General features: G+C 74.7%; 16 protein-coding genes. 9 read left to right on the plus strand and 7 right to left on the minus strand.

The genetic code is table 11. The annotated features are described in order from the left end of the window. Positions 1 to 114 precede the first annotated feature (114 nt). Positions 115 to 5,028, minus strand: coding sequence for a permease (locus M2302_RS11260; protein WP_280837863.1), 4,914 nt, complete (start codon positions 5,026 to 5,028; stop codon positions 115 to 117). 157 nt (positions 5,029 to 5,185) lie between these two features. Then, positions 5,186 to 6,613, minus strand: a complete 1,428-nt coding sequence (locus M2302_RS11265; protein WP_280837864.1) for a UDP-glucose/GDP-mannose dehydrogenase family protein — start codon at positions 6,611 to 6,613, stop codon at positions 5,186 to 5,188. A 249-nt stretch (positions 6,614 to 6,862) separates the two neighbouring features. Between M2302_RS11265 and M2302_RS11270 the strand changes: the two genes are divergently transcribed. Together M2302_RS11270 and M2302_RS11275 are read left to right on the plus strand one after the other, a co-directional pair. Next, positions 6,863 to 8,026 carry an acyl-CoA dehydrogenase family protein gene (locus M2302_RS11270; RefSeq protein WP_280837865.1) on the plus strand — a complete coding sequence of 388 codons (1,164 nt, stop codon included), beginning with the start codon at positions 6,863 to 6,865 and terminating at the stop codon, positions 8,024 to 8,026. An 88-nt stretch (positions 8,027 to 8,114) separates the two neighbouring features. Continuing rightward, positions 8,115 to 8,603, plus strand: coding sequence for an HIT domain-containing protein (locus M2302_RS11275; protein ID WP_280837866.1), 489 nt, complete (start codon positions 8,115 to 8,117; stop codon positions 8,601 to 8,603). Positions 8,604 to 8,919: 316 nt separating this feature from the next. On the opposite strand, the gene M2302_RS11280 is transcribed toward M2302_RS11275, so the two are convergent. Then, the gene (locus tag M2302_RS11280; RefSeq protein WP_280837867.1) at positions 8,920 to 9,585 is read right to left on the minus strand and encodes a hypothetical protein; all 666 of its coding nucleotides are present in this window, start codon (positions 9,583 to 9,585) and stop codon (positions 8,920 to 8,922) included. Between the two features lie 23 nt (positions 9,586 to 9,608). Here M2302_RS11280 and M2302_RS11285 point away from each other — a divergent pair, with 23 nt between their 5' ends. Further along, positions 9,609 to 10,127: a hotdog domain-containing protein gene (locus M2302_RS11285; RefSeq protein ID WP_154939395.1), complete on the plus strand. Its 519-nt coding sequence runs from the start codon at positions 9,609 to 9,611 to the stop codon at positions 10,125 to 10,127. Between the two features lie 172 nt (positions 10,128 to 10,299). After that, positions 10,300 to 12,291 (plus strand): acetoacetate--CoA ligase, encoded by a 1,992-nt coding sequence (locus tag M2302_RS11290; RefSeq protein WP_280837868.1) that lies wholly within the window; start codon positions 10,300 to 10,302, stop codon positions 12,289 to 12,291. Between the two features lie 39 nt (positions 12,292 to 12,330). Here M2302_RS11290 and M2302_RS11295 read toward each other — a convergent pair whose 3' ends face one another. After that, the gene (locus M2302_RS11295) at positions 12,331 to 13,020 is read right to left on the minus strand and encodes a TIGR03089 family protein (protein WP_280837869.1); all 690 of its coding nucleotides are present in this window, start codon (positions 13,018 to 13,020) and stop codon (positions 12,331 to 12,333) included. Positions 13,021 to 13,171: 151 nt separating this feature from the next. On the opposite strand from M2302_RS11295, the gene M2302_RS11300 reads away from it, so the two are divergent. Together M2302_RS11300 and M2302_RS11305 are read left to right on the plus strand one after the other, a co-directional pair. Then, on the plus strand, positions 13,172 to 14,317 hold the full coding sequence (locus M2302_RS11300; protein ID WP_280837870.1) for a glycosyltransferase family 1 protein: 1,146 nt from the start codon (positions 13,172 to 13,174) through the stop codon (positions 14,315 to 14,317). A gap of 63 nt (positions 14,318 to 14,380) precedes the next feature. After that, positions 14,381 to 15,472, plus strand: a complete 1,092-nt coding sequence (locus tag M2302_RS11305) for a sugar phosphate nucleotidyltransferase (protein ID WP_280837871.1) — start codon at positions 14,381 to 14,383, stop codon at positions 15,470 to 15,472. A gap of 24 nt (positions 15,473 to 15,496) precedes the next feature. On the opposite strand, the gene M2302_RS11310 is transcribed toward M2302_RS11305, so the two are convergent. Continuing rightward, complete coding sequence (locus tag M2302_RS11310) at positions 15,497 to 16,102, minus strand: NUDIX domain-containing protein (protein WP_280837872.1); 606 nt, start codon at positions 16,100 to 16,102, stop codon at positions 15,497 to 15,499. Between the two features lie 39 nt (positions 16,103 to 16,141). On the opposite strand from M2302_RS11310, the gene M2302_RS11315 reads away from it, so the two are divergent. Continuing rightward, complete coding sequence (locus tag M2302_RS11315; protein ID WP_280837873.1) at positions 16,142 to 17,182, plus strand: hypothetical protein; 1,041 nt, start codon at positions 16,142 to 16,144, stop codon at positions 17,180 to 17,182. A gap of 277 nt (positions 17,183 to 17,459) precedes the next feature. Beyond that, a complete protein-coding gene (locus M2302_RS11320; RefSeq protein WP_280837874.1) occupies positions 17,460 to 18,464 on the plus strand; it encodes a winged helix-turn-helix domain-containing protein in 1,005 nt (334 codons plus the stop codon). A gap of 76 nt (positions 18,465 to 18,540) precedes the next feature. On the opposite strand, the gene M2302_RS11325 is transcribed toward M2302_RS11320, so the two are convergent. Then, positions 18,541 to 19,629: a coenzyme F420-0:L-glutamate ligase gene (locus M2302_RS11325; RefSeq protein WP_280837875.1), complete on the minus strand. Its 1,089-nt coding sequence runs from the start codon at positions 19,627 to 19,629 to the stop codon at positions 18,541 to 18,543. After that, positions 19,626 to 20,573 (minus strand): 2-phospho-L-lactate transferase, encoded by a 948-nt coding sequence (gene cofD, locus M2302_RS11330; protein WP_280837876.1) that lies wholly within the window; start codon positions 20,571 to 20,573, stop codon positions 19,626 to 19,628. The genes M2302_RS11325 and cofD overlap by 4 nt, the downstream gene beginning before the upstream one ends. Positions 20,574 to 20,670: 97 nt before the next feature. Here cofD and M2302_RS11335 point away from each other — a divergent pair, with 97 nt between their 5' ends. Further along, positions 20,671 to 21,612 carry a hypothetical protein gene (locus M2302_RS11335; RefSeq protein ID WP_280837877.1) on the plus strand — a complete coding sequence of 314 codons (942 nt, stop codon included), beginning with the start codon at positions 20,671 to 20,673 and terminating at the stop codon, positions 21,610 to 21,612. Positions 21,613 to 21,797 lie beyond the last annotated feature (185 nt).

Consider the following 21,797-nt stretch of genomic DNA (forward strand, 5'->3'; position numbering starts at 1 on the left):
GTATGACCCCGGCCGCGACGAGGCCCCCCCGCACCGGCCTGAGCAAGCAGTTCGTGATCCGACCCCCGGCACGCTCTGCGCAACACGGCACTCACGCCACAGGGACCCTCCGATTTATCTCATGCCGCGCAGCGCGGTCTGCAACCGCTCCTGGGCGCGGCGGCGGCGCTCGTTGCTCGCGCCCAGCACCAGCAGCACCACGCCGACCGGGATCAGCACCAGCCACGGGCCGAGGCTGAACAGCGCGTGCACCGCGGCGATCGCCGTCACCGTGGCGCCGACGATCACCGGTGCCTGCTGCCGGCTCGTGGTGCCGAAGATCAGCACCGCCACCGCGCCGAGCAGCAGCAGCACCTGCCGCAGCATGCTGGACTCGGTCGCCAGCACGATCGCCAGGGTCGGCACGAACGCGGTGACCAGCGCCGGCCCGTACGCCACCCAGCTCGACAGGTCCGGCCGGTGCCGCAGCTCCAGCACCCCCACCAGCAGGGCGAGCGCCGCGAACGGCAGGGTGTACGCCTCCGGCAGCGCCACGGCGGCGACCCGCATCAGGATCCACCAGGCGGTGATCTCGCAGGCGACCACCGCCCAGAACAGGATCTGCCGTTCCAGCGGGCGGCGCCCCGGCCGGCTCGCGGCGATCCCGAGCACGGCACCCCAGGCGGCCAGCAGGGCGGCGATGTGTCGGGGCGAGTCGTAGGCCAGCGCCAGGGCGATCAGCGCGGCCGCGTATCCGGTCCACTCCACGGTGGCCGCCTCGGGCTGCGCCTCCGGGCGGCGCAGCCTCGGCAGGGTCGCCGCGAACACCTGCAACGCCGCGCCGACCGCCAGCACCCCGAACGCCGACCAGACGGCGGCGAGCCCGGCGACCAGCCCGGCGGTGAGCACGAAGAGCTGCGCCATCAGCGAGGCGAAGAGCCAGCCGAGGATGCGTGCCCGCTGGGTGGCGCCGTAGAGTGCCGCGACGCTGCCGACGCCCACCGCCCCGCCCAGCGTGAACAGGGTCAGGCCCTGGGTGCCGAGGCTGCCGGCCAGCCCGGCGCCGCCGCCGGCCAGCCCGATCGCGAAGACCAGCACCCGGGTCACCCGCAGCGACCGGGCCGGCTCGGCCAGCGGCGGCGGCGGCGTCAGCGCGAGCCCGAGCATCGAGATGGTGAAGACGGCCAGTGCCGCCAGGGCGCTCTCGGGCCAGGCGTGGCCGAGCGCCACCGGGGTGATCAGCAGGGTCACCGCCAGCCCCGGCAGGACCACCGGTACGGCCCGCGCGCGCCGCCCGCCGCTGAGCCCGGTGGCCGCCAGCGCCGCGGTCGCGGTGAGCAGCAGCGCGGTCAGCACGTGGGTCGGGTCCACCGTCTCCGGGGGCGGGGTGAGCAGCTCCGGCGGCGGCCCCTGCCAGATCCGGGAGAGCATCCGGTGCGGCTCCACCAGGGCGATGTAGAGCAGCGGCGCGAGCGAGGCCAGGGCCAGCGCCGTCGGCAGCGCCGCCGCGGCGAAGGCCCCGACGGCCGGGCTGATGCGCCAGCGGCGTCGGGTGCCGTCGTCCGGCAGCCGGCGCAGCGCGCCGTCCAGCAGCACGGCCCACCGGCGTACCGGCTGGGCCGAGCCGACCGGCGGGACGGTGGCCGCCCGGACCAGCTCGGCGAGCACCCCGAGCAGCGCCGCCGCGGCGGCGTACACGCCGGAGGGGAGGTGGGCGAAGATCGCGGCCAGCGCGCTGACGGTCGCGCCGCCGACGATCGCCGCGCTCGCGTACGGCAGATACTGCGGCACCTGGCGGCGGACCGCGGCGACCCCGGCCAGCCCGATGCTGGACGCCGCCAGCGCGCCGGTCAGCACCACCTGGGCCGAGTGACCGAACTCGGCGGCCAGCGCGGCGACCGCGCCCGGCAGCGCCAGCAGGGCCGCCCCGGCCGCCGCGCCGCCGATCCGCACCAGGTGCGGCGGCATCCCCTCGGTCTCCACGTCCTCCGTCAGCGACGGGGCGAGCCCCCGGGCCAGCGCCGCGACGACCAGGCCGATCAGCGCGATGGCGCCCAGCGCCAGCGCGGTGGTCCACGGCCGGACCAGCCCGGCCGCCGCGGCGTGCAGCGCCACCGCACCGGCCGCGACCGCCCGGGAGAGCCCCGCGCGCGGGTCGGCCGAGGCCACCGCCGCCATCCCGAGGACCGTGGCGACCATCGTCCCGACCAGCACCGGCGACCACCAGGGCAGGTCGAACGCGGCGGGCGCCCCGATGGTGGCGAGCACGACCGCCGCGCCGGCGATGTCGTACTTCCAGGGCGGCGGAAGCAGGATCCCGGCCGCCGTTCCGAGCATCGCCAGCGCCACCGGGGCCTGCCAGGTGGCGCCGCCGGTGGGCGCGGCCGGCCAGCCGGTGAGGTCACCGGCCCAGATCGGGCCGGGCGTGGCGAGCACGCCGACCCCGCCGCGCAGGGCCGACCAGCCGGCCAGCAGGCCGATCAGGGTGCCGCCGACGGCGATCCCGAGCACCGGCCCGCGGCGCCACTCCTCCGGCATCGCCCGGGCCGCGACGGCGACCAGCAGCACCAGCGCGGCGGCCATGGCGAGCTGCCCGCCGGCGGAGATCACCGCCGCGATCCGGGCCAGCGTGGCGATCAGCGCGGCGGTGACCGCCGCGGCGGCCAGGTCGGAGCCGTCGAGGGCGAGGTCGGACCGGCGGCCCGCGTCGATCCGCGGGGCGAGCAGGAGCAGCACGGTGGCGACCAGCAGCAGCCCGCCCACCCAGGCGTCGGCGGCGGTGGTGCCGGGGGCGCCGAAGGCGGCGGCGACGACCGCGAGCGCGCCGAGCGCCGTGCCGGCCGCGTGCGGCAGCGCGATGTGTCGCTGGGAGACCTGCACCATGGCCGCGTAGCCCAGCGTGACGCAGACGGCGAGGAAGGCGGCGGCCAGGATCGGGACGGTCAGCTCCCGCAGCACCGCCGGGGTGGGTGCCGGGACGGCCGGTTCGGTGGCGGCGACGAAGGCGGCCACCGCGCCCGGCAGCGCGAACGACGCCCCACCGGCCGCCCAGCCGGAGAGCGTGTCGGCCGCCGCCGGGGTGATCCGCACCCGGGGCGCGAGCGCGACCAGCACCCCGGCCACGACGAGGGTGACCAGCGCCGCCGCGGTCAGCGCGGGCCGGCTCAGCGCGGCCCCGGCGCCGATCACGCCCACCACCGTCGCGGTGACGGCGTGCACCAGCGCGGCGCGGGTGGTGGCGGCGGAGAGGCCGAGCACCCCGATGCCGACCGCGGTCAGCACCATCGGCCACGGTGCGGCCGCCCAGCCGAGGCCGAGGGAGGCCGGCACGGCGAGCGCGGTCAGCCCCGCGCCGACCACGGCGAACTCGCGGCGGATCTCGGGAGGCAGGGCGAGCACCGCCGCCACGGTCAGCAGCAGGGCGCTGGCGGCCAACTGCCAGGCCGCCGGGCCGACCGCCGCCGCCAGTTCGCCGGGGAACCGGGTCAGGTCGGCGTTCCAGGCCGGCAGGGCCGCGCGGGCCGGGGCCAGGCCGGCGCGCAGGGCGCCGCCGGCGACGACCACCCCGCTGACCGTGAGCGCGGCAGCGGCGGCGAACTGCGGCCCGCGCCGGGCCGCCTCCGGTACGGCCCGCACGGCCAGCCCGGTGAGCGTGATGACGGCGGCGATCAGCAGCAGCGCCCGACCGGGGTAGGCGACCGAGGCGATCCGGCCCAGCGCCCCGATGACGGCCAGCGTCATGATGCCGGCGGCCACGTCGGGCAGCGGCGGTCGCCGCAGCACCAGCGCGCCGGCCAGGGCCACCGCCGCGGCCAGCAGCAGCGCCGCACCGGCCACCGTGGCCGCCGGTACGGTGGCCGCCCGCAGCAGCGCGGTGACCGCGTACGCCAGGGCGAGCGCCACCGCCGCGCCGTGCAGCAGCCAGGTCACCTGGGGCAGCCAGGGCACCGGCCGGACGACCTCGGCCGGTGCCGGGGCGGCCGACTCGCCGAGCACCTCGCCGGCCTCCTCGGGCGCCGCCTCGGGCCGGCCCTCGGTGGCGGTGCGCTGCCGGGGCGCGGTCGGCGCGGGCGGCGGGTCGACCGGCAGGTCACGGCGGACCGGGCGTTCCAGCAGCAGCGACGAGCGGGCCAGCAAGAGGTCGAGCACGGCGACGACGGTCAGCGCGAACGCCCACCCGCCGGGGCCGGTGATCCGGTCGTACGCCAGCAGCGGCACCACCGGTTGGGCGGCGAGCACGGCGGCGAAGCGGGGCGCGCGCAGGCCGGTGCCCCGGGCGTACCCGAGGGCGACGGCGGCGGTGACCGCGAAGATCACCCCGGAGAAGACCGCGCCGGAGGCACCGCCGGCGCCGATCCGGTCCACCGCCCACAGCGCGTACCCGGCCAGCGGCACCAGCAGCAGGCCGACCGCGGCGATCGTCTCGGCGGTCGAGGTGAGCCCGCGCCGGGCGAGCACGGGCGGGGCGAGCAGCAGCAGCACGGTGGCGACCAGCAGGATGCCCAGCCGGGCGAGGGCGTCCATCGAGCTGGTGGCGACGGCGGCGAAGACCACCGCGGCCACGGCCAGCAGCAGCGCGCCGAGCCCGAGCGGGATGTTCTGCACCTCGCGGGAGGACGCCTCCGGCGGGTGCTCCGGATCGTCGGCGTCCAGCCAGGTGGCGGTGGCGCGCGGTGGCGGCGGCGGACCGTCGTCGGACCCGGGCGGCGCGGCGCCCTGCCGGGGCACCCGGGGCGGGGCGCCGGTGGCGGCGGTCGGGGGTCGGCGGCCGGGCTTGCGGCGCAGCACCCGGCGCGGGCGGGTGGCCTGCCTGGTCCGCTCCTCACCGGCGTGGGCGAGGATGTCGCGCTGGAAGAGGGCCGCCTGCATCTTGGCGGCGATCTGCCGCTGCTCGGCGAGGATGGCCGCCTCGCGCGCCTTCATCTCCGCGATGGACCGCTCGATCTCGGCCAGGTGTTCCCGCCACTGCGGCTGCTCGGCGCCGCAGTGCGGGCAACGGGCGGCCGGCTGAATCTGCCGCCCGCACGAGGAGCACTGAAAGCTCTCCACGACACCCCTCCACCCGGCCGGCCCGCACTGTGGACCTCCAGTGTCGAGCATGCCCTGCCCCGGCGCGGATTTCGACACCTGCCGCTGGCGATTCGGCCCAACGACGAGCGCCGGCCGGGAAGCGGTGCTTCCCGGCCGGCGCGTCGGCGCGTACCCGTCAGGGGCGGCCCATGCCGCGGTATTCCCAGCCGGCCTGGGTCCACAGTGTGGAGTCGAGGCAGTTGCGTCCGTCGACCACCTTGCGCCCGGCGGCCAGCTCGCCGAGGACGAGCGGGTCGGCGTTGCGGAAGTCGGCCCACTCGGTGAGCACGCAGACCAGGTCGGCGCCGGTCACCGCGTCGTTCATGCTGGCCTCGTAGGTCAGCTCGGGGGCCACCCGGCGGGCGTTCTCGGTGCCCTGCGGGTCGTACACGTGCACGTCCGCGCCGGACTTGGCCAGCAGCGCGGCGACGGCGAGCGCCGGGGCGTCGCGGACGTCGTCGGTGTTGGGCTTGAAGGTGGCGCCCAGCACGGCGATCCGGGTGCCGGAGAAGTCCGGGCCGGCCGGGCCGGAGCGACGGCCGAGCAGGTCGGCGGCGAGCTGGAGGACCCGGGTACGGCGGCGGAGGTTGATCAGGTCCACCTCGTGCAGGAAGCGCAGCGCCTCGCCGGCACCCAGCTCCTGCGCCCGGGCCTGGAAGGCGCGGATGTCCTTGGGCAGGCAGGCGCCGCCGAAGCCGAGCCCGGCCTGGAGGAACCGGTTGCCGATGCGCGGGTCGTACCCGATCGCCCGGGCCAGCTGGGTGACGTCGCCGCCGGAGGCCTCGCAGACCTCGGCCATCGCGTTGATGAAGGAGATCTTGGTGGCCAGGAAGGCGTTCGCGGCGACCTTGACCAGCTCGGCGGTGGCGAAGTCGGTGACCACCAGGGGCACCTCGCGGTCCTCGGTGGCGGCCAGGTCGAAGACGCCCTTGTGGGCGGCGTAGAGCATGCCGTTGGCCCACTCGGTCTTGACGCCGACCACGATCCGGTTGGGGCGCAGCACGTCGTCGACGGCGAAGCCCTCCTGGAGGAACTCGGGGCTCCAGGCCACCTCGACGCCCAGGTCGGTGGGGGTGTGCTTGCCGACGAGCTGCTCCACCCACTCGGCGGTGCCGACCGGCACGGTGGACTTGCCGACGATCAGCGCCTTGCGGGTCAGGTGCTGGGCCAGGCTGGTCACCGACGCCTCGACGTACGACAGGTCGGCGCCCATCCCGTCGGCGCGCTGCGGGGTGCCCACGCAGATGAAGTGCACGTCGCCGAAGTCGGCGACCTCGCCGATGTCGGTGCTGAACCGCAGCCGACCGGCGGCGAGGTTGCGCCGGAGCAGCTCGTCCAGGCCCGGCTCGTGGATCGGGACCTCGCCCGCGTTCAGCTTGGCGATCTTGTCGGCGTCGACGTCGAAGCCGAGGACCTCGTAACCCAGCTCGGCGTAGCAGATGGCGTACGTCGCGCCGAGGTAACCGGTCCCGAGGAAGGTCACCCGCGGTCGCGGGGCACCCGAGGGCGGCGTCACCGGGGTGATGGCCGGCACCGGCTGGATGTTCGGGTACGGGATCGTCACGCCTGTCTTCTCCGCTCGCACTGGCGGCGCGTCGCTGCGTCGCGTTCGGCTGGGGCGCCATGGCCGGCGCCGAGGGAACTTTGTCGTCTTGTGTGAGGATAGTCGTGCCGTGTCGACGCTGGTCGTGCGCGAGCCTACCCGCCGGTAAGGTCCGGCCGGACCCGATGGCTATCCTTCACTCTGCGGCAGTCGGCGGACCTTCAAAACGCCACAGACTGCGCATGATAGCGGTGAAAGGGGAGGGCCGACATGGCCGCAGAGCAGTCGTTCGACGTCTACCGGTTGCCGGAGGAGCACGAGGCGATCCGGGAGGCGGTCCGTGAGGTCTGTGCCGCGAAGGTGGCCCCCAACGCCGCCGAGGCGGACGAGACCGGTGAGTTCCCCAAGGCGTCCTACGACGCGTTGCGGGCCGCGGACTTCCACGCCCCGCACATCCCCGTCGAGTACGGCGGCGCCGGCGCGGACGCGCTGGCCACGGCCATCGTGATCGAGGAGGTGGCGCGGGCCTGCGGCTCGTCCTCGCTGATCCCGGCGGTGAACAAGCTCGGCACCATGCCGCTGATCCTGGCCGGCTCCGAGGCGCTGAAGCAGAAGTACCTGACCCGGGTCGCGTCGGGCGATGCGATGTTCTCGTACTGCCTCTCCGAGCCGGAGGCGGGCAGCGACGCCGCGTCGATGACCACCCGGGCGGTGCGCGACGGCGACCACTGGGTGCTCAACGGCGTGAAGCGGTGGATCACCAACGCGGGCGTGTCGGAGTACTACACCGTCTTCGCTGTGACCGATCCCACAGCCCGCTCCCGGGGCATCTCCGCCTTCGTGGTGGAGAAGGCCGACGCCGGCGTCAGCTTCGGCGCGCCGGAGAAGAAGCTCGGCATCAAGGGCTCCCCGACCCGCGAGGTCTACCTGGACAACGTCCGGATCCCGGCCGACCGCATGATCGGCGCCGAGGGCACCGGCTTCGCCACCGCGATGCAGACCCTGGACCACACCCGGGTCACCATCGCCGCGCAGGCCGTCGGCATCGCCCAGGGCGCGCTCGACTACGCCAAGGGATACGTGGCCGAGCGCAAGCAGTTCGGCAAGGCGATCGCGGAGTTCCAGGGCATCCAGTTCATGCTCGCCGACATGGGCATGAAGCTGGAGGCGGCCCGGCAGCTGACGTACGCCGCCGCCGGCAAGTCCGAGCGCGGCGACGCCGACCTGACCTACTTCGGCGCGGCGGCCAAGTGCTTCGCCTCCGACGCCGCCATGGAGATCACCACCGACGCGGTGCAGCTGCTCGGCGGCTACGGCTACACCCGCGACTACCCGGTCGAGCGGATGATGCGGGACGCCAAGATCACCCAGATCTATGAAGGAACGAACCAGGTGCAGCGCATCGTCATGGCCCGGCAGCTTCTGAAGGGCTGATTCGGGGCTGTTTTCGCAGCTCAGAGCAGGTGTGGCCGGGCCGACCGGCCCGGCCACGCAGCGTAGGTCGCACCCGCCATCGGGGAGGATGGGCCATGAAGCGTGGGGCTCGAATCCGGGAGATGCGATCTTGAATCTGTCGTGCGTGTTTTGCTCGGTGACGGCCGGCGTTACCGATCCCGGCGTCTGCCTTGCCGTCAACAACGAGTTCGTTGTCTTCCCAGCACTTCACCAGCGGCCGAACAACCGAGGTCACATGCTGCTCGTTCCGGCCGGTCACTTCGGCGGCATCGCTGACGTGCCTCCCGAGAAGGCGGTCCCCATGCTGGCCGCGCTCCAAGTGACGACACAGGCGGTGAAGGCGGCGTTCGGCGCGAGCGGGACGACAGTGCGGCTTAACCTTGGGCCTCCCGCTCAAGACATCTTCCACCTGCACTGGCACATCGTTCCGCGGTACGTCGGCGATGACTTCAACAGTGCCAAGTCCAGCGAGGTGCCTCTGAGTGAACGTTTGCAGCTCACGGCGAAGCTCGGCCAGCACTTCGCCAGACGAGCTTCGGCCCGAGTCCGTAAGTGATCAGTCCCCGGCGCAGGCACCACCCCCGTATGCCCTACCCGGTCTTCCGGTGGCAGCCGATGAGGCCATTCGACGTTCCATCGCGCAGCATTGGACGCTGCTAGTCGTTGCTGCGACGCGCCCTCACTCGCCGTGACCCGATTTCTGTAGGGCAGTTCAGCGAGTTTTCCCAGCTCAGCGGCTGTGCGCTCGGTGTTCACCCAGATCTACGAGGGCACCAACCAGGTGCAACGCATCGTGATGGCCCGTCAGCTCCTCAAGGGCTGACGACGACGCGTCGGGCGGGCGGGCCGGTTCTCCGGCCCGCCCGCGGCCGTCAACGGTTGTCGGTGCTGTCGCTCGCGGACCCGTAGCGGGGCGGCGCGGTCCACGGCGACTCCGTGCCGCTGCGCCGGGGCAGCGGCTCGGTGGGGGTGCCCACGTCCGGGTAGCCGAGGGTGAGCGGGGCGGTGTCCTGCTCGCTCCGCGCCCCGGACGGCGGCCAGTCGCCGAGCGTGAAGGTGTTCTCCGGCGGTGTGTCGTCGGCCGGGGTCAGCTCCGCCCCGGTCGAGGGCGCCGCCGGCCACTGTCGCCACCGCTGCACGCTGAAGGTCGCCATCAGCAGCAGCAGGCCGATCAGGAACAGCGTGCCGTTCCGCACCGGCTGGTCCAGCGGCAGCGGGTCCCCGAGCACCTTCCAGTTGTCCGGAATCTTGTCGAGCACGGTGAACGGGGCGATGAACATCCCCACGTACGGGATGACCAGCAGCAGCCCGGCGACGAGGGGGCCGAGCGGCGAGATGCGCAGGGTGCCGAGCAGACCGAGCAGGATGCCGGCGACGCCGAGGTAGACGGCCGGCTCGATCAGGTTGGGCGTGCTGTACGTACCGATCTCCACCCAGCGGTTCACGGTCCGACCCGACCCGTCCTGCCCGAGAGTGATCAGCACCCAGGTGATGGGCGCCACCACCAACCCGGCGAGGAAGCTCCAGAGATGTCGCATCCGCGCACCGTACCGTTTCCGCCATGACCGAGCACCCCTCCGCCGCCCCGCCGGGCAAGCCCACCTCGTACTCCCGGGTCACGTTGAGTCGCATCATGACCGCCGTCGACGTCAACCTCTACGGGACGGTGCACGGCGGGGTGCTGATGAAGTTCGTCGACGACGTGGCCGGGGCCGCCGCGGCGCGGCACAGCGGGGGCACCGCCGTCACCGCGGCCATCGACGAGATCGTCTTCTCCGAGGCGGTCCGGGTGGGCGACCTGGTGCACGCGCACGCCCAGGTGAACTGGACCGGGCAGACCTCGATGGAGGTGGGCGTCCGGGTGGTCGCCGAGCGTTGGGACTCGGCCGAGGACGAGCCGGTCCGGGTGGCCACCGCGTACCTGGTCTTCGTCGGTGTCGACGTGGGCGGCGCGCCCCGGGCGGTCCGGCCGGTGCTGCCGGAGACCCTGGAGGACGAGCGCCGGTTCCGGGAGGCGGAGATCCGCCGGGCGCACCGGCTGGCCCGGCGCCGGGCCATCCAGGCGCACCGGGCCGGCTGAGGCGGCCCGCCCGGCCCGTCGCGGCGGGACCCACACAGGTGGCCGGTCCGGCGTGTGGGCCGGCCACGCCCCCTGACCGGGGCCGGGTGCGGAGAATGACGCTTCGAGGTAGGGCAAGATGGCGCCACGGCCCATTCACAGTGTGGTGCGGGGCCCGAGGGAGGGTGGAGCAGTGGGTGACGTGCTGTGGACGCCGCCGGCGGACGTACTCCAGCGGTCGCGGATCGGGAACTACCTGCGCTGGCTGCGTGAGCACCGCGGGCTGGACTTCGCCGACTACGACGCGCTCTGGCGTTGGTCGGTGGAGGACCTGGCCGCGTTCTGGCGCTCGATCTGGGACCACTTCGAGGTCGTCGCGCACACCCCGCCGACGGCGACCCTGACCGACCCGGCGATGCCGGGCACCCGCTGGTTCCCTGGAGCGACGCTCAACTACGCCGAGAACGTGCTGCGGATGCCGGGCCGCGCGGACGACGACCCGGTGGTGATCGCGCACGGCCAGACCCGGGCGCCGGTCACGCTGACCGCCGCGCAGCTGCGCGAGCAGGTCCGCCGGGTGGCGGCCGGGCTGCGCCGGCTCGGCGTGGTCGCCGGGGACCGGGTGGCCGCGTACGCCCCGAACATCCCGGAGACGTACGTGCTGCTGCTGGCCACCAGCAGCCTCGGCGCGATCTTCTCCTCCTGCGCGCCGGAGTTCGGCACCCGCAGCGTCACCGACCGCTGGCAGCAGATCGAGCCGAAGGTGCTGGTGGCCGTGGACGGCTACCGGTACGGCGACAAGCCGGTCGACCGGCGCGGCGAGGTGGCCGCCATCCGGGCCGCCCTGCCCTCGCTGGAGCACACCGTCGGTATCGCCTACCTCGACCCGGCGGGCGCCCCACCAGAGGGCGCGCTGGGCTGGGACGAGCTGGCCGCCGCGACCGACGAGCCGCTGACCTTCACCCCGGTGCCGTTCGACCACCCGCTCTACGTGCTCTACTCCTCCGGCACCACGGGCCTGCCCAAGCCGATCGTGCACGGGCACGGGGGCATCCTGCTGGAGCACCTGAAGATGCTCGCCCTGCACCACGACCTGGGCCCGGCCGACCGGTTCTTCTGGTTCACCACCACCGGCTGGATGATGTGGAACTTCCTGGTCTCCGCCCCGGCGGTGGGCGCGACGATCGTGCTCTTCGACGGCAACCCGGGCCACCCCGACCTGGGTGCGCTCTGGCGGCTGGCCGAGGAGACCCGGACGACGTACTTCGGCACGTCGGCGCCGTTCCTGCTGGCCTGCCGCAAGGCCGGCCTGGTGCCCCGGGAGATCGCCGACCTCGCCGCGCTGCGCGGGGTCGGCTCGACCGGCGCGCCGCTGCCCGCCGAGGGCTTCACCTGGGTGTACGAGACGGTCGGCGAGCGCCTTCAGCTCCAGTCCCTCTCCGGCGGCACGGACGTCTGCACCGGGTTCGTCGGCGGGGTGCCGCTGCTGCCGGTGTACGCCGGTGAGATCACCTGCCGGGCCCTCGGCGCGCGGGTGGAGGCTCGCTCCGCCGACGGCACCCCGGTCATCGGCGAGCTGGGCGAGCTGGTGATCACCGCGCCGATGCCGAGCATGCCGGTGGGCTTCTGGAACGACCCGGACGGCCGCCGCTACCGGGAGGCGTACTTCGAGGTCTACCCCGGGGTGTGGCGGCACGGCGACTGGATCACGATCAACGACCGGGGCGGCTGCGTCATCACCGGTCGCTCGGACGCCACCCTGAACCGGGGCGGCGTGCGGCTCGGCACCGCCGAGTTCTACTCGGTGGTCGAGGGGCTGGACGAGGTCGTCGACTCGGTGGTCGTGCACCTGGAGGACGACGAGGGCGGCGCGGGCGAGCTGCTGCTCTTCGTGGTCCTCGCCGAGGGTCTGGAGCTGGACGACGCGCTGCGCCGGAAGATCTGCCGCGAGCTGCGCACCGCCCTGTCACCCCGGCACGTTCCGGACGAGATCCACCAGGTCCGCGCCGTGCCGCGCACGCTGTCGGCCAAGAAGCTGGAGGTGCCGGTCAAGAAGATCCTCACCGGCACCCCGGTGGACTCGGCCGCCGCCAAGGGCGCCCTGGTCAACCCCGAGTCGCTGACCGCCTTCGCCACCTTCGCCCAGCGCCGGGCCAGCGACCACGACACCCCCACCCCCGCCTGACCCGCTCCGTACCCGTCGGCGCGGGTCGCGGGGCCCGGCTCAGGCGAGGATCCGGGTCACCTTCTCGGACGCCACCCGGCCGTCGAGCCGGGTGGCGTCGAGGTTGCCGCAGAGGACGATGCTGGCGCCCCGCACCAGCGGGGCGAGCAGCCAGTCGACCGGGTCGGGGTGCTGGGCGGCGTCGACCAGGAGGCGGTCGCCGGGGGCGATGCACAGCTCCGTCGCGCGGTCGGCCGCCGGGCCCAGCAGCGCCGCGTCGCCCGGGCCACCCTGCGAGTACGGCGTGAAGTGGTCGCCGTGGGTGCGTACCTCGACCACGTAGTCGGCGAAACCGGCCGGCACCTCGCGCAGCGGGGCGGCGAACGGGGCGAGCGCCAGGGCGTACCGGTCCCCGGCCGACCAGGCGGCCGCCTCGGCGACCCGGTCGGCGGCGGCGAAGAGCACGTCCACGTCGCCCGGCGTGTCGGCCACCGTCACCCCCGCCGACCAGCAGCCCAGCAGCACCGCGGCGGTCTGCCAGTGCGGCGGGAGCAGCACCGCGGCGGCATCGCCGGGGGAGAGGGCGAGCTCGTCGACGAGCAGGTTGGCGGTCTTGGCCACCCAGTTCGCCAGGGTCGCGCCGGACAGTTCGGTGCGTTCGCCGGTGGCGTCGTCGTACCAGGTCAGCAGGGGGCGGGCGGGGTCGGTCGCGATCGCGTCGGCGAAGACCCGGGCAATGTTCTCGGCCATCGGCGCGAACGATACGCCGCCGAGACCCGTACTCGATGACGATGACAAGTCGGCGTACCGTCGGGTCGCAGTCAGCGTCCGGACCGGGCTCCGGCGTAGGCTTGCCCGGAGTGTTGTTCCCCACAGACCCGCCAGTTCAAGGAGTCGCCCCGTGACCGCCGGTCGCCCGCCCCGCGTGCTCATCGACGCCACGAGTGTCCCCGCCGACCGTGGCGGCGTCGGTAGATACGTCGACGGCCTCCTCGGCGCCCTCGGCACCGTGTGCGGTTCGGGGGTGGACCTGGTCGTGGTCAGCCTCCGCACCGACCTGGAGCGCTACACCCGGATGCTGCCGGGCGCGGAGGTCATCCCCGCCCCGGCGGCCGTCGCGCACCGGCCGGCCCGCCTCGCCTGGGAGCAGACCGGCCTGCCGCTGCTCGCCCAGCAGGTCGGCGCGGAGGTGCTGCACTCGCCCTTCTACACCTGCCCGCTGCGGGCCGGCTGCCCGGTCACCGTGACCGTGCACGACGCGACCTTCTTCACCGAGCCGGAGCACTACGACAAGTCCCGGCGGACGTTCTTCCGCAGCGCGATCAAGACCTCGCTGCGCCGGGCCAACCGGGTGATCGTGCCGAGCAAGGCCACCCGGGACGAGCTGATCCGGCTGCTCGACGCCGACCCCACCCGGATCGACGTCGCCTACCACGGCGTCGACCACGCGGCCTTCCACGCGCCCAGCGAGGAGGAGAAGGCCCGGGTCCGGGCCCGGCTGGGGCTGGGCAACAGCAGCTACGTCGCCTTCCTCGGCGCCAAGGAGCCGCGCAAGAACGTCCCCAACCTGATCCGCGGCTGGGCCCGCGCGGTGGGCGACCGGGACAACCCGCCGGCCCTGGTGGTGGCCGGCGGCCAGGGGCACGACGACGACATCGACCGCGCGGTGGCCGAGGTGCCGTCGCACCTGCGCCTGCTGCGCCCGGGCTACCTGCGCTACGCCGACCTGCCCGGCTTCCTCGGCGGCGCGCTGGTGGCCGCCTACCCGTCGTACGGCGAGGGGTTCGGGCTGCCGATCCTGGAGGCGATGGCGTGCGCGGCCCCGGTGCTCACCACCCCGCGCCTCTCGCTGCCCGAGGTGGGGGGCGACGCGGTCGCCTACACCAGCGAGGACCCGGACCAGATCGCCACCGACCTGGCCGCCCTCCTCGACGACGAGCAGCGCCGGCTCTCCCTGGCCAAGGCCGGTTTCGACCGGGCCAAGGAGTTCACCTGGGGCTCCAGCGCCGAGGTGCACATCGCGGCGTGGAGCCGGGCCCGGGCCTGAGCGTGCGACGACCCGGCGAACGACCCCTCGTCCGCCCCGAAACGGTTCGGGCATGATGTGCTGATGCTCTACGCCGTCATCCCGGCGGGAGGCAGCGGCACGAGACTGTGGCCGCTGTCCCGCGCGGGGCACCCCAAGTTCCTCCACCCCCTCACCGGCACCAGCGCCTCGCTGCTCCAGGCGACCGTCAACCGGCTGGCGCCGCTGACCACACCGGAGCACATCCTGGTCGTCACCGGCGCGGCGCACGCGGCGGCGGTGGCCCGGCAGCTCGCCGGAGTGCCCGAGGAGAACATCCTGGTGGAGCCCTCGCCGCGGGACTCCTGCGCGGCGATCGCGCTGGCCGCCGCGGTGATCGCGCAGCGGGACCCGGAGGCGGTGATGGGCTCCTTCGCGGCCGACCACCTGATCCGGGACGCCGACGCCTGGGTGGAGACGGTGCGCGCGGCGGTACGCGGCGCGGAGCGGGGTCTGCTGATGACGGTGGGCATCACCCCGACCCGTGCCGAGACCGGGTACGGCTACCTGGAGACCGGCGAGCCGACCGGCGACGGTCCACTGCGCCCGGTCACCGAGTTCAAGGAGAAGCCGGCCGCGCCGGTCGCCGAGGCGTACCTGCGCTCGGGGCGGCACCTCTGGAACGCCAGCATGTTCGTCTGGCGGGTGGACGTCTTCCTCGCCGAACTGGCCCGCCAGCAGCCGGCCCTGCACGCCGGGGTGAGCGCCATCGCCGCCGCCTGGGGCACCCCCGAGCAGGACGACATCCTGGGCACGGTCTGGCCGACGCTGCCGAAGATCTCCGTCGACTACGCGGTGATGGAGGGCGCGGCGACCGCCGGTCGGGTCGCGACGGTGCCCGGCGACTTCGGCTGGAACGACGTCGGCGACTTCCACACCCTCGGTGACGTGCTCCCCGCCGACCCGGCCGGCAACGTGGTGCTGGGCACCGACGCCAAGCCGGGAGTGCTGCTGCACGACTGCGCCGACCTGGTGGTGGTGCCGCAGTCCGGCCGGCTGGTCGCCGCGCTCGGGGTACGGGACCTGATCGTGGTGGACACCCCGGACGCGGTGCTGGTCTGCCCGCGCGACCGCGCCCAGGACGTCAAGGTGCTGGTCGACGCGCTCAAGGAGCGGGGCGAGGAGGGCCTGATCTGACCCGCCTCGCCGCCGGTCGCCTCCTCAGGCGCGGCGGCGCAGCGCGGCCAGGGCCGGCGCGACGAGCTGGACCGTCCCGCCGGCCAGCGGCTCGGGCAGCCGGTCCGGCGGGAACCAGCCCAGCGCCTCGGACTCGTCGCTGACCCGTTCCACCGCGCCGGGCGGCGCGAAGACCGCGAAGCGTACGTCGTGGTGCAGGGAGCCGCCCTGGCAGGCGACCGGGTGGATGTCCACGTCGATCGGCACCGGGTCGACGACCAGCCCGGCGATACCCGACTCCTCGGTCGCCTCGCGCAGCGCGGCCGCGGCGAGGGTACGGTCGGCCGGCTCGCAGTGCCCGCCGAGCTGCACCCACCGGCGGAACTTGCCGTGCAGGCAGAGCAGCACCCGGTCGCCGGTGGCGTCCAGCACCAGGGCGCTGGTGGTGACGTGCCCGGGTCGGTGACTGCGGCCCATCGCCACCGGCCCGGCGGTCAGCAGCTCCAGGGTGCGGTCCCGCGCCTCGGCGGCGGCGGGACTGGTCGCCGTCCACCCGCTCAGCAGCGCCACCGCGTCGGCGTGCAGCGCCGCCTCGCCGGCGGACGGGGACGGGGGGCGGGCGGGGTCGGTCGGGGTGGAGACGTCGGGCATCCCGACACTCTACGAGCGTCGGCTCCGTACCCTGGCCCGGTGACCCTGCGACTCGTCGAGTTCGTCGTGGCCGGCAACGAGGCCAGTGACCTGCTGCCGGTCCGTTCCCCGGCGCTGCTGCGCGCGCACGGCGCCCGGCGCGGGTTCTGGACGGTGCTGGACGAGGGCCCGGTGGAGCGCTGCCTGGCCCTGCTGCTGGAACGCTCCGACGGCGAGTGGGTCGCCCGGCACGTGCCCGCCGACGCCGGCGTCGAGAACGGGCGCACCGAGGACGGCGAGGCGCTGGCCCACCACGACGGCTGGGTGTACGTCTTCGGCTCGCACTTCGGCTCGAAGGCCGGCCCGCTGCGCCCGCGCCGGGCGTTCGTGGCCCGGTTCCGCGAGGACGACGCGGCGGCGGGGACCCTGCCGGTGCGGGTGGTGCGCAACCGGTTCCGGGTGCACCGGGTGGTCAACGACGCGTTGGCGAAGGCGCCCTTCACCCCGCTGCCGCCCGGCGAGCGGGTCCGCCGCCGGTTCATCGTCGAGACGCTGGCCCGGGGCACCGCCCGGGCGAAGAGCTGGGTGAGCCGGCTCGCCGAGGACGACCTGCCGCTGAACGTGGAGGCCGCGACATTCACTCCGGACGGCACCGTGCTGCTCGGCCTCCGGTTCCCGGTGACCGCCGCCGGTGAGCCGATCCTGGTCGAGCTGGCCGGGGTGCCGGAGATGTTCGCCGGGGACGGCGACTGGCCGGTGGCCGGCCGGGCGTACGCGCTGACCGGGGTGACGCCGCCGGGCGCGCTGGTCGGCTTCCGTGCGATCGCCCCGACCGCCGACGGCGGCTACGCGGCGGTGGTCGGCTCGATCGACGCGCTGGGCAAGGGCTCGGTGCTGCTGGACGACCATCCGATGGGGGGTGGGGTGACCTCCCGGCACGTCCGCTTCCGGTGGCGGCCGGGGGCCGAGGAGCATCTGGTCGCCGGGGAGCTGGTGGCCGACCTGGCGCCGTTCCACCACGTGGAGGGTCTGGCCGAGCTGGACGGGAGCTGCTTCTACGTCACCGACGAGGACCACCGGGTCGCGCTCTGGATCGGCTGACCGGCCCCTTCGGCGCGGAGCGCCCGGGGGACACCTCTGCGGACCAGGGCCGCAGACCCTCGTGGTGTCTCCCGGACGCGCCCACCGCCCCCAGGCGTCCCGGTCGGGTGGCTGGTGGACCCCTTCGCACGCCGGACCGGGCAGTAGGAGCATGCCAACCGGCGGTCGGGGGCGTCGAGGTTTTTCAGCTCACGCTTAAAAGTGGAGGTAAGTGCCGGGCGGGTAGAGTGCAGAGGGTCGGTGGGCAATCCCCCTGTCCGCCCTCAGGAGCGCTTCCATGCTGACGATCCACTTCTCTCAGGAGGACATTCTCCGGACCAGGGTGGCCCCCGCGGCCGACCCGATCTGGGAGCTGGTGCTGAGTCTGCACCTGCTGCAGGGCCGTACCCGGGACCCGCTGATGGCGCACTGGCGCCGGGGCGTCGCCCGCGAGCTGCGCCGCGACGTCACCTCCCACCAGCTCCGGTTGCTCTTCGCGCTGAACCCGCCGCGCGGCTACTTCCCCGACTTCCTCACCCCGTACCAGAGCGTGGCGGGGTTCGAGGCGGGGCTGGACGCGGTCCGGGCCACCCCGATCGACCTGCTGAACCGGGACCTGACCGTGCTGGCGGGGGCGAACTCGCTGCCCTCCTCCGCCGCCGCGCTGGCCCGCGGCGAGCCGGAGGTGCTGCAACTGCTCACCGACTCGATGACGCAGTACCGGTCGGTGGCGCTCGAGCCGTACTGGGGGCGGATCCAGGCGGCGGTGGAGGCCGACCGTAACCGGCGCGCCCGTGCCCTGCTCGACGGCGGGGCGGAGGGGCTGCTGGCCAGCCTGCGCCCCACCATGCGCTGGGACTCCGGGCGGTTGGAGGTGCTGGACTACCCGGACCGCCGGGAGCTGCACCTGGACGGGCGCGGGCTGCTGCTGGTGCCCTCGTTCTTCTGCGCGCGTACCCCGGTGGCCCTGCTCGACCCGGCGCTGCCCCCGGTGCTGGTCTATCCGGTGGACCGGCTGGGCGGTCTGGTCCCGGCGCCCGGCGAGGGCGCCGGCCCGAACCGCGAGGGGGCCGGGCGGGAGGCGCTCGCCGCGCTGCTCGGCCGGACCCGGGCCGCGGTGCTGGAGGTCAGCGACGACGGCTGCACCACCGGCGAGGTGGCCCGGCGGCTGCACATCTCGCCGGCCGCCGCCAGCCAGCACACCGCCGTGCTGCGCAACGCCGGGCTGCTGGTCAGCCAGCGGGACCGCAACACGGTGCTGCACACCCTGACCCCGCTGGGCCGGGCCATGCTGGACGCCTGACCCGGCGTCAGCGGGCCATGCTGGAGGCCTGACCCGGCGTCAGCGGGCCATGCTGGAGGCCTGACCCGGCCCGACGTCAGATCGCCAGGCAGGCGCTGGCCGTGCTGCCCGCCGGTGGCGGCAGCAGCGCCGAGGGCACCCCCTCGGCGGCCAGCGCGGCGCGCAGCCGGTGCAGGTCCGCGCCGAAGCGCACCAGGTCCGGCCGGTCGACCGGGGTGGGTGCCGCGCCGAGGATCAGCCCGGTGGCCCCCGCCGGCCAGCCCGGGACGGTGGCGACCAGGCCGGCGCGTACCTCCTGGTCGGTGACGTGGGTGAAGGCGGTGCCGGGCGCGACCACGTCGGCGACCGCGGCGACGGCCCGCCGGACCGCCTCCGGGTCGGCCGGCGTCGGACCGGTGCCGTCGGCGAGGGTCGCGGCGGACCGGAGGCCGGCCGCCCGCGCCTCGGCGGTGCCGAGGGAGAAGAGGTCCATCGTCGCGTCCCGGACCAGGACGCTCGCGCCCGCGCCGTCGTCGGTGCGGCCGGCACCCAGGTACCCGCGCACCACCGCGACCGGGACCTGGTCGCACTTACCCTTGATCAACTCGCCGGCGCCGGCCAGCTCGTCCACCACGGCCATCTGGGTCAGCTGCAGCTCGTTGCCGTACGGGTCGACCTCGCCCCGGTGGTCGCGGATGGCGGACATGCCGGCCACCCCGAGCGCCACGTCGGTGAGCCCGTTGCGCCAGGGCCGACCCATGGTGTCGCTGACGATCACCGCCACGTCGAGGCCGTACCGCTCGGCCAGGGCGGCGCGCAGCGCCCGGGCCGAGGCGTCCGGGTCCTTGGGCAGCAGCACCAGCCGGGTCTTGTCGACGTTGGAGGCGTCGATCCCGGCGGAGGCCAGCACGAAGCCGTGGTGGGTCTGGACGATCCGGGTCGCGCCACGGGTCGCCACCACCCGGGCGGTCTCGGCGGCCAGCACCTCGTCGCGCGCGGCGAGCCGTTCCGGCCCGTCCGCCGGCACGTCGACCAGCCGACCCTCCGCCTTCGAGACGATCTTGCTGGTGACCACCAGCACGTCCCCGTCGCGCAGCCACGGCGCGGCGGTCGCGATCAGCGCGGCCAGGTCGTCGCCCTCGGTCACGTCGCCGATGCCCAGCACCGGCAGGATCTCCAGTCTCACACCAGCTCCAACGCGGCCCGCACCAGCTGCGCGGTCGCCGCCTCGTCGGTCATCCACAGCGGCGCGGACCGGACCGCCACCCCCGGCACCGAGGTGCCCTCGTCCTCCGGCGCGACCAGCCAGCCGTCGAGCAGGCCGCCCTCGCTCCGCCCGCCGTAGAGCCGGCCCACCCCGGCGGCGCTGCACTCCACACCCAGCACCGACAGGCACCGGTCGGCCATGCCGCGCACCGGAGCGCCGCCGATGATCGGGGAGACCCCGACCACCCGGGCCGGACCCTGGGCGACCGCGTCGCGCAGCCCCGGCACGGCGAGCACCGGGGCGACGCTCACCACCGGGTTGCTCGGCGCGACCAGCACGGCGTCCGCGCCGGCGATCGCCTCCAGCACCCCCGGCGCCGGCTTGGCGCTCTCCGCGCCGACGAAGACGAACCGGTGGGTGGGGATGTCCGCCCGGTAGCGCACCCACCACTCCTGGAAGTGGATCGCCCGCTGCCCCTCCTCGCCGTCGACCACCACGTGGGTCTCCAGCCGGTCGTCGGTCGCCGGCAGCAGGCGTACGCCGGGCTGCCAGCGGCTGGCCAGCGCCTCGGTCACCGCGGAGAGCGGGTACCCGGCGTTGAGCATGGTGGTCCGCACCAGGTGGGTGGCGATGTCCTTGTCGCCGAGCCCGAACCAGGTCGGCTCCGCGCCGTACGCGGCCAGCTCCGCCTTGACCGTCCAGGTCTCGCCGACCCGTCCCCAGCCGCGTTCCGGGTCGGCCCCGCCGCCCAGGGTGTACATGACGCTGTCCAGGTCCGGGCAGACCTTGAGCCCGTGCAGGAGCAGGTCGTCGCCGACGTTGACCACGGCGGTCACCTCGGCGCCCACCTCGCGGGCGTACGCCCGGACGCCGAGCAGGAACCGAGCGCCCCCGATCCCGCCGGTCAGAACCACAATGCGCATGACGTCCATCCTGGCGTACGCGACGCCTGCGGTCCGTCGGTGACCCGGGAGACTAGGCTCACGTCGGCATCTGTCCGTTTCGCCCGAGGGAGAACTCGTGACCAGCCCCGCCGAGCCGGCGCCGAAAGACGCGACGCAGGCCCGCCAGCTCACCGGTCCACTGCGCGAACTCGCCGCGTTCGTGCTGCTCGGCGCGAACGCCGTGCTGCTCTTCGTCGGACTGATCCGGCTGCTCGCGCCGGCCTCGGAGTACAGCACCTTCTCGAGCCGGGCCGGCAGCACCTTCTTCTCGTTCGTCGGCATCGAGGCGACCGTCCTGCCGCTGCTGGCCGTGCTGCTCGCCACGCACGTCTCGCCGGTCCTGCCGCGGGCGAAGCAGATCACCCAGGTCGCGGTCGGCGAGTACGCCTTCGGCGTGCTCTTCGGCACGCTGACCTTCCTGATCTGGCTGGTCAACCGGCTCGCCGACGCGGAGGTGCTGGACGCCCTGCTCGGCCTGCTGACCCGGGCCGCCTGGTTCGCGCTCTTCGCCCTCGCCGCGTTCGTCGTCTACCGGGTCTGGCGGGCGTTCTACCACGTCCCCCGCCCCAAGCCGCAGCCCGGCGTGTACGGCCAGCCGCAGCCCGGTTGGCCGCAGCAGTCCGGCCAGGGCGGCTACCCCTCCGCGGGTTACCCGCCCCCGGGCCAGCCCGGCGGCCACCCCGGCACCGCCTACCCGCCCACCGGTCAGCCGCCCGCCGGTTACCCATCCGCCGGCCAGTACGGCCAGTACGGCCAGTACGGCCAGCCGGGCCCGTCCTCGGCCCCGCCGTTCGGCGCCGCTCCGCAGTCGGCGCCGCCGTTCGGCACGCCGCAGTCCGCGCCGCCGTTCGCCGGCCCGAACACCGCTCCGCCGTTCGGCCAGCCGCCGTCGGCCGACCCCACCCAGACCATCCCGCGCCAGCCCGGCGAGGTGGGCGGGCCGGCCGGGCCGCCCGGTGCCGAGGACGTCGACCGGACCCAGCGCTTCCACCGGGACGACCCGAACTCCCCACGCTGAGCCGAGCGGCCCTTCCGCTGTCGTCGGGGCGGGTCGGCTCAGCGAAGCACCACCGCGGTGAGCGTGATCCTCAGAGGTGACTCTGAGGTATCACGCTCGACGTGCTGCGCCCGGGACGCATCCGCCGGCAACCGACCGGCGCGGCACGGGGTTGATCTCACACCGTGTTCCGTGCCCGTCCGGCC

The organism is Micromonospora sp. A200 (assembly GCF_029893845.1).
GTDB lineage: Bacteria > Actinomycetota > Actinomycetes > Mycobacteriales > Micromonosporaceae > Micromonospora > Micromonospora purpureochromogenes.

Coding starts and splice junctions, on each gene's coding strand:
- M2302_RS11270 (WP_280837865.1), top strand. CDS start 6,863: ATGGCCGCAGAGCAGTCGTTCGACGTCTACCGGTTGCCGGAGGAGCAC.
- M2302_RS11275 (WP_280837866.1), top strand. CDS start 8,115: ATGGGCCATGAAGCGTGGGGCTCGAATCCGGGAGATGCGATCTTGAAT.
- M2302_RS11280 (WP_280837867.1), bottom strand. CDS start 9,585: ATGCGACATCTCTGGAGCTTCCTCGCCGGGTTGGTGGTGGCGCCCATC.
- M2302_RS11285 (WP_154939395.1), top strand. CDS start 9,609: ATGACCGAGCACCCCTCCGCCGCCCCGCCGGGCAAGCCCACCTCGTAC.
- M2302_RS11295 (WP_280837869.1), bottom strand. CDS start 13,020: ATGGCCGAGAACATTGCCCGGGTCTTCGCCGACGCGATCGCGACCGAC.
- M2302_RS11305 (WP_280837871.1), top strand. CDS start 14,381: ATGCTCTACGCCGTCATCCCGGCGGGAGGCAGCGGCACGAGACTGTGG.
- M2302_RS11310 (WP_280837872.1), bottom strand. CDS start 16,102: ATGCCCGACGTCTCCACCCCGACCGACCCCGCCCGCCCCCCGTCCCCG.
- M2302_RS11320 (WP_280837874.1), top strand. CDS start 17,460: ATGCTGACGATCCACTTCTCTCAGGAGGACATTCTCCGGACCAGGGTG.
- cofD (WP_280837876.1), bottom strand. CDS start 20,573: ATGCGCATTGTGGTTCTGACCGGCGGGATCGGGGGCGCTCGGTTCCTG.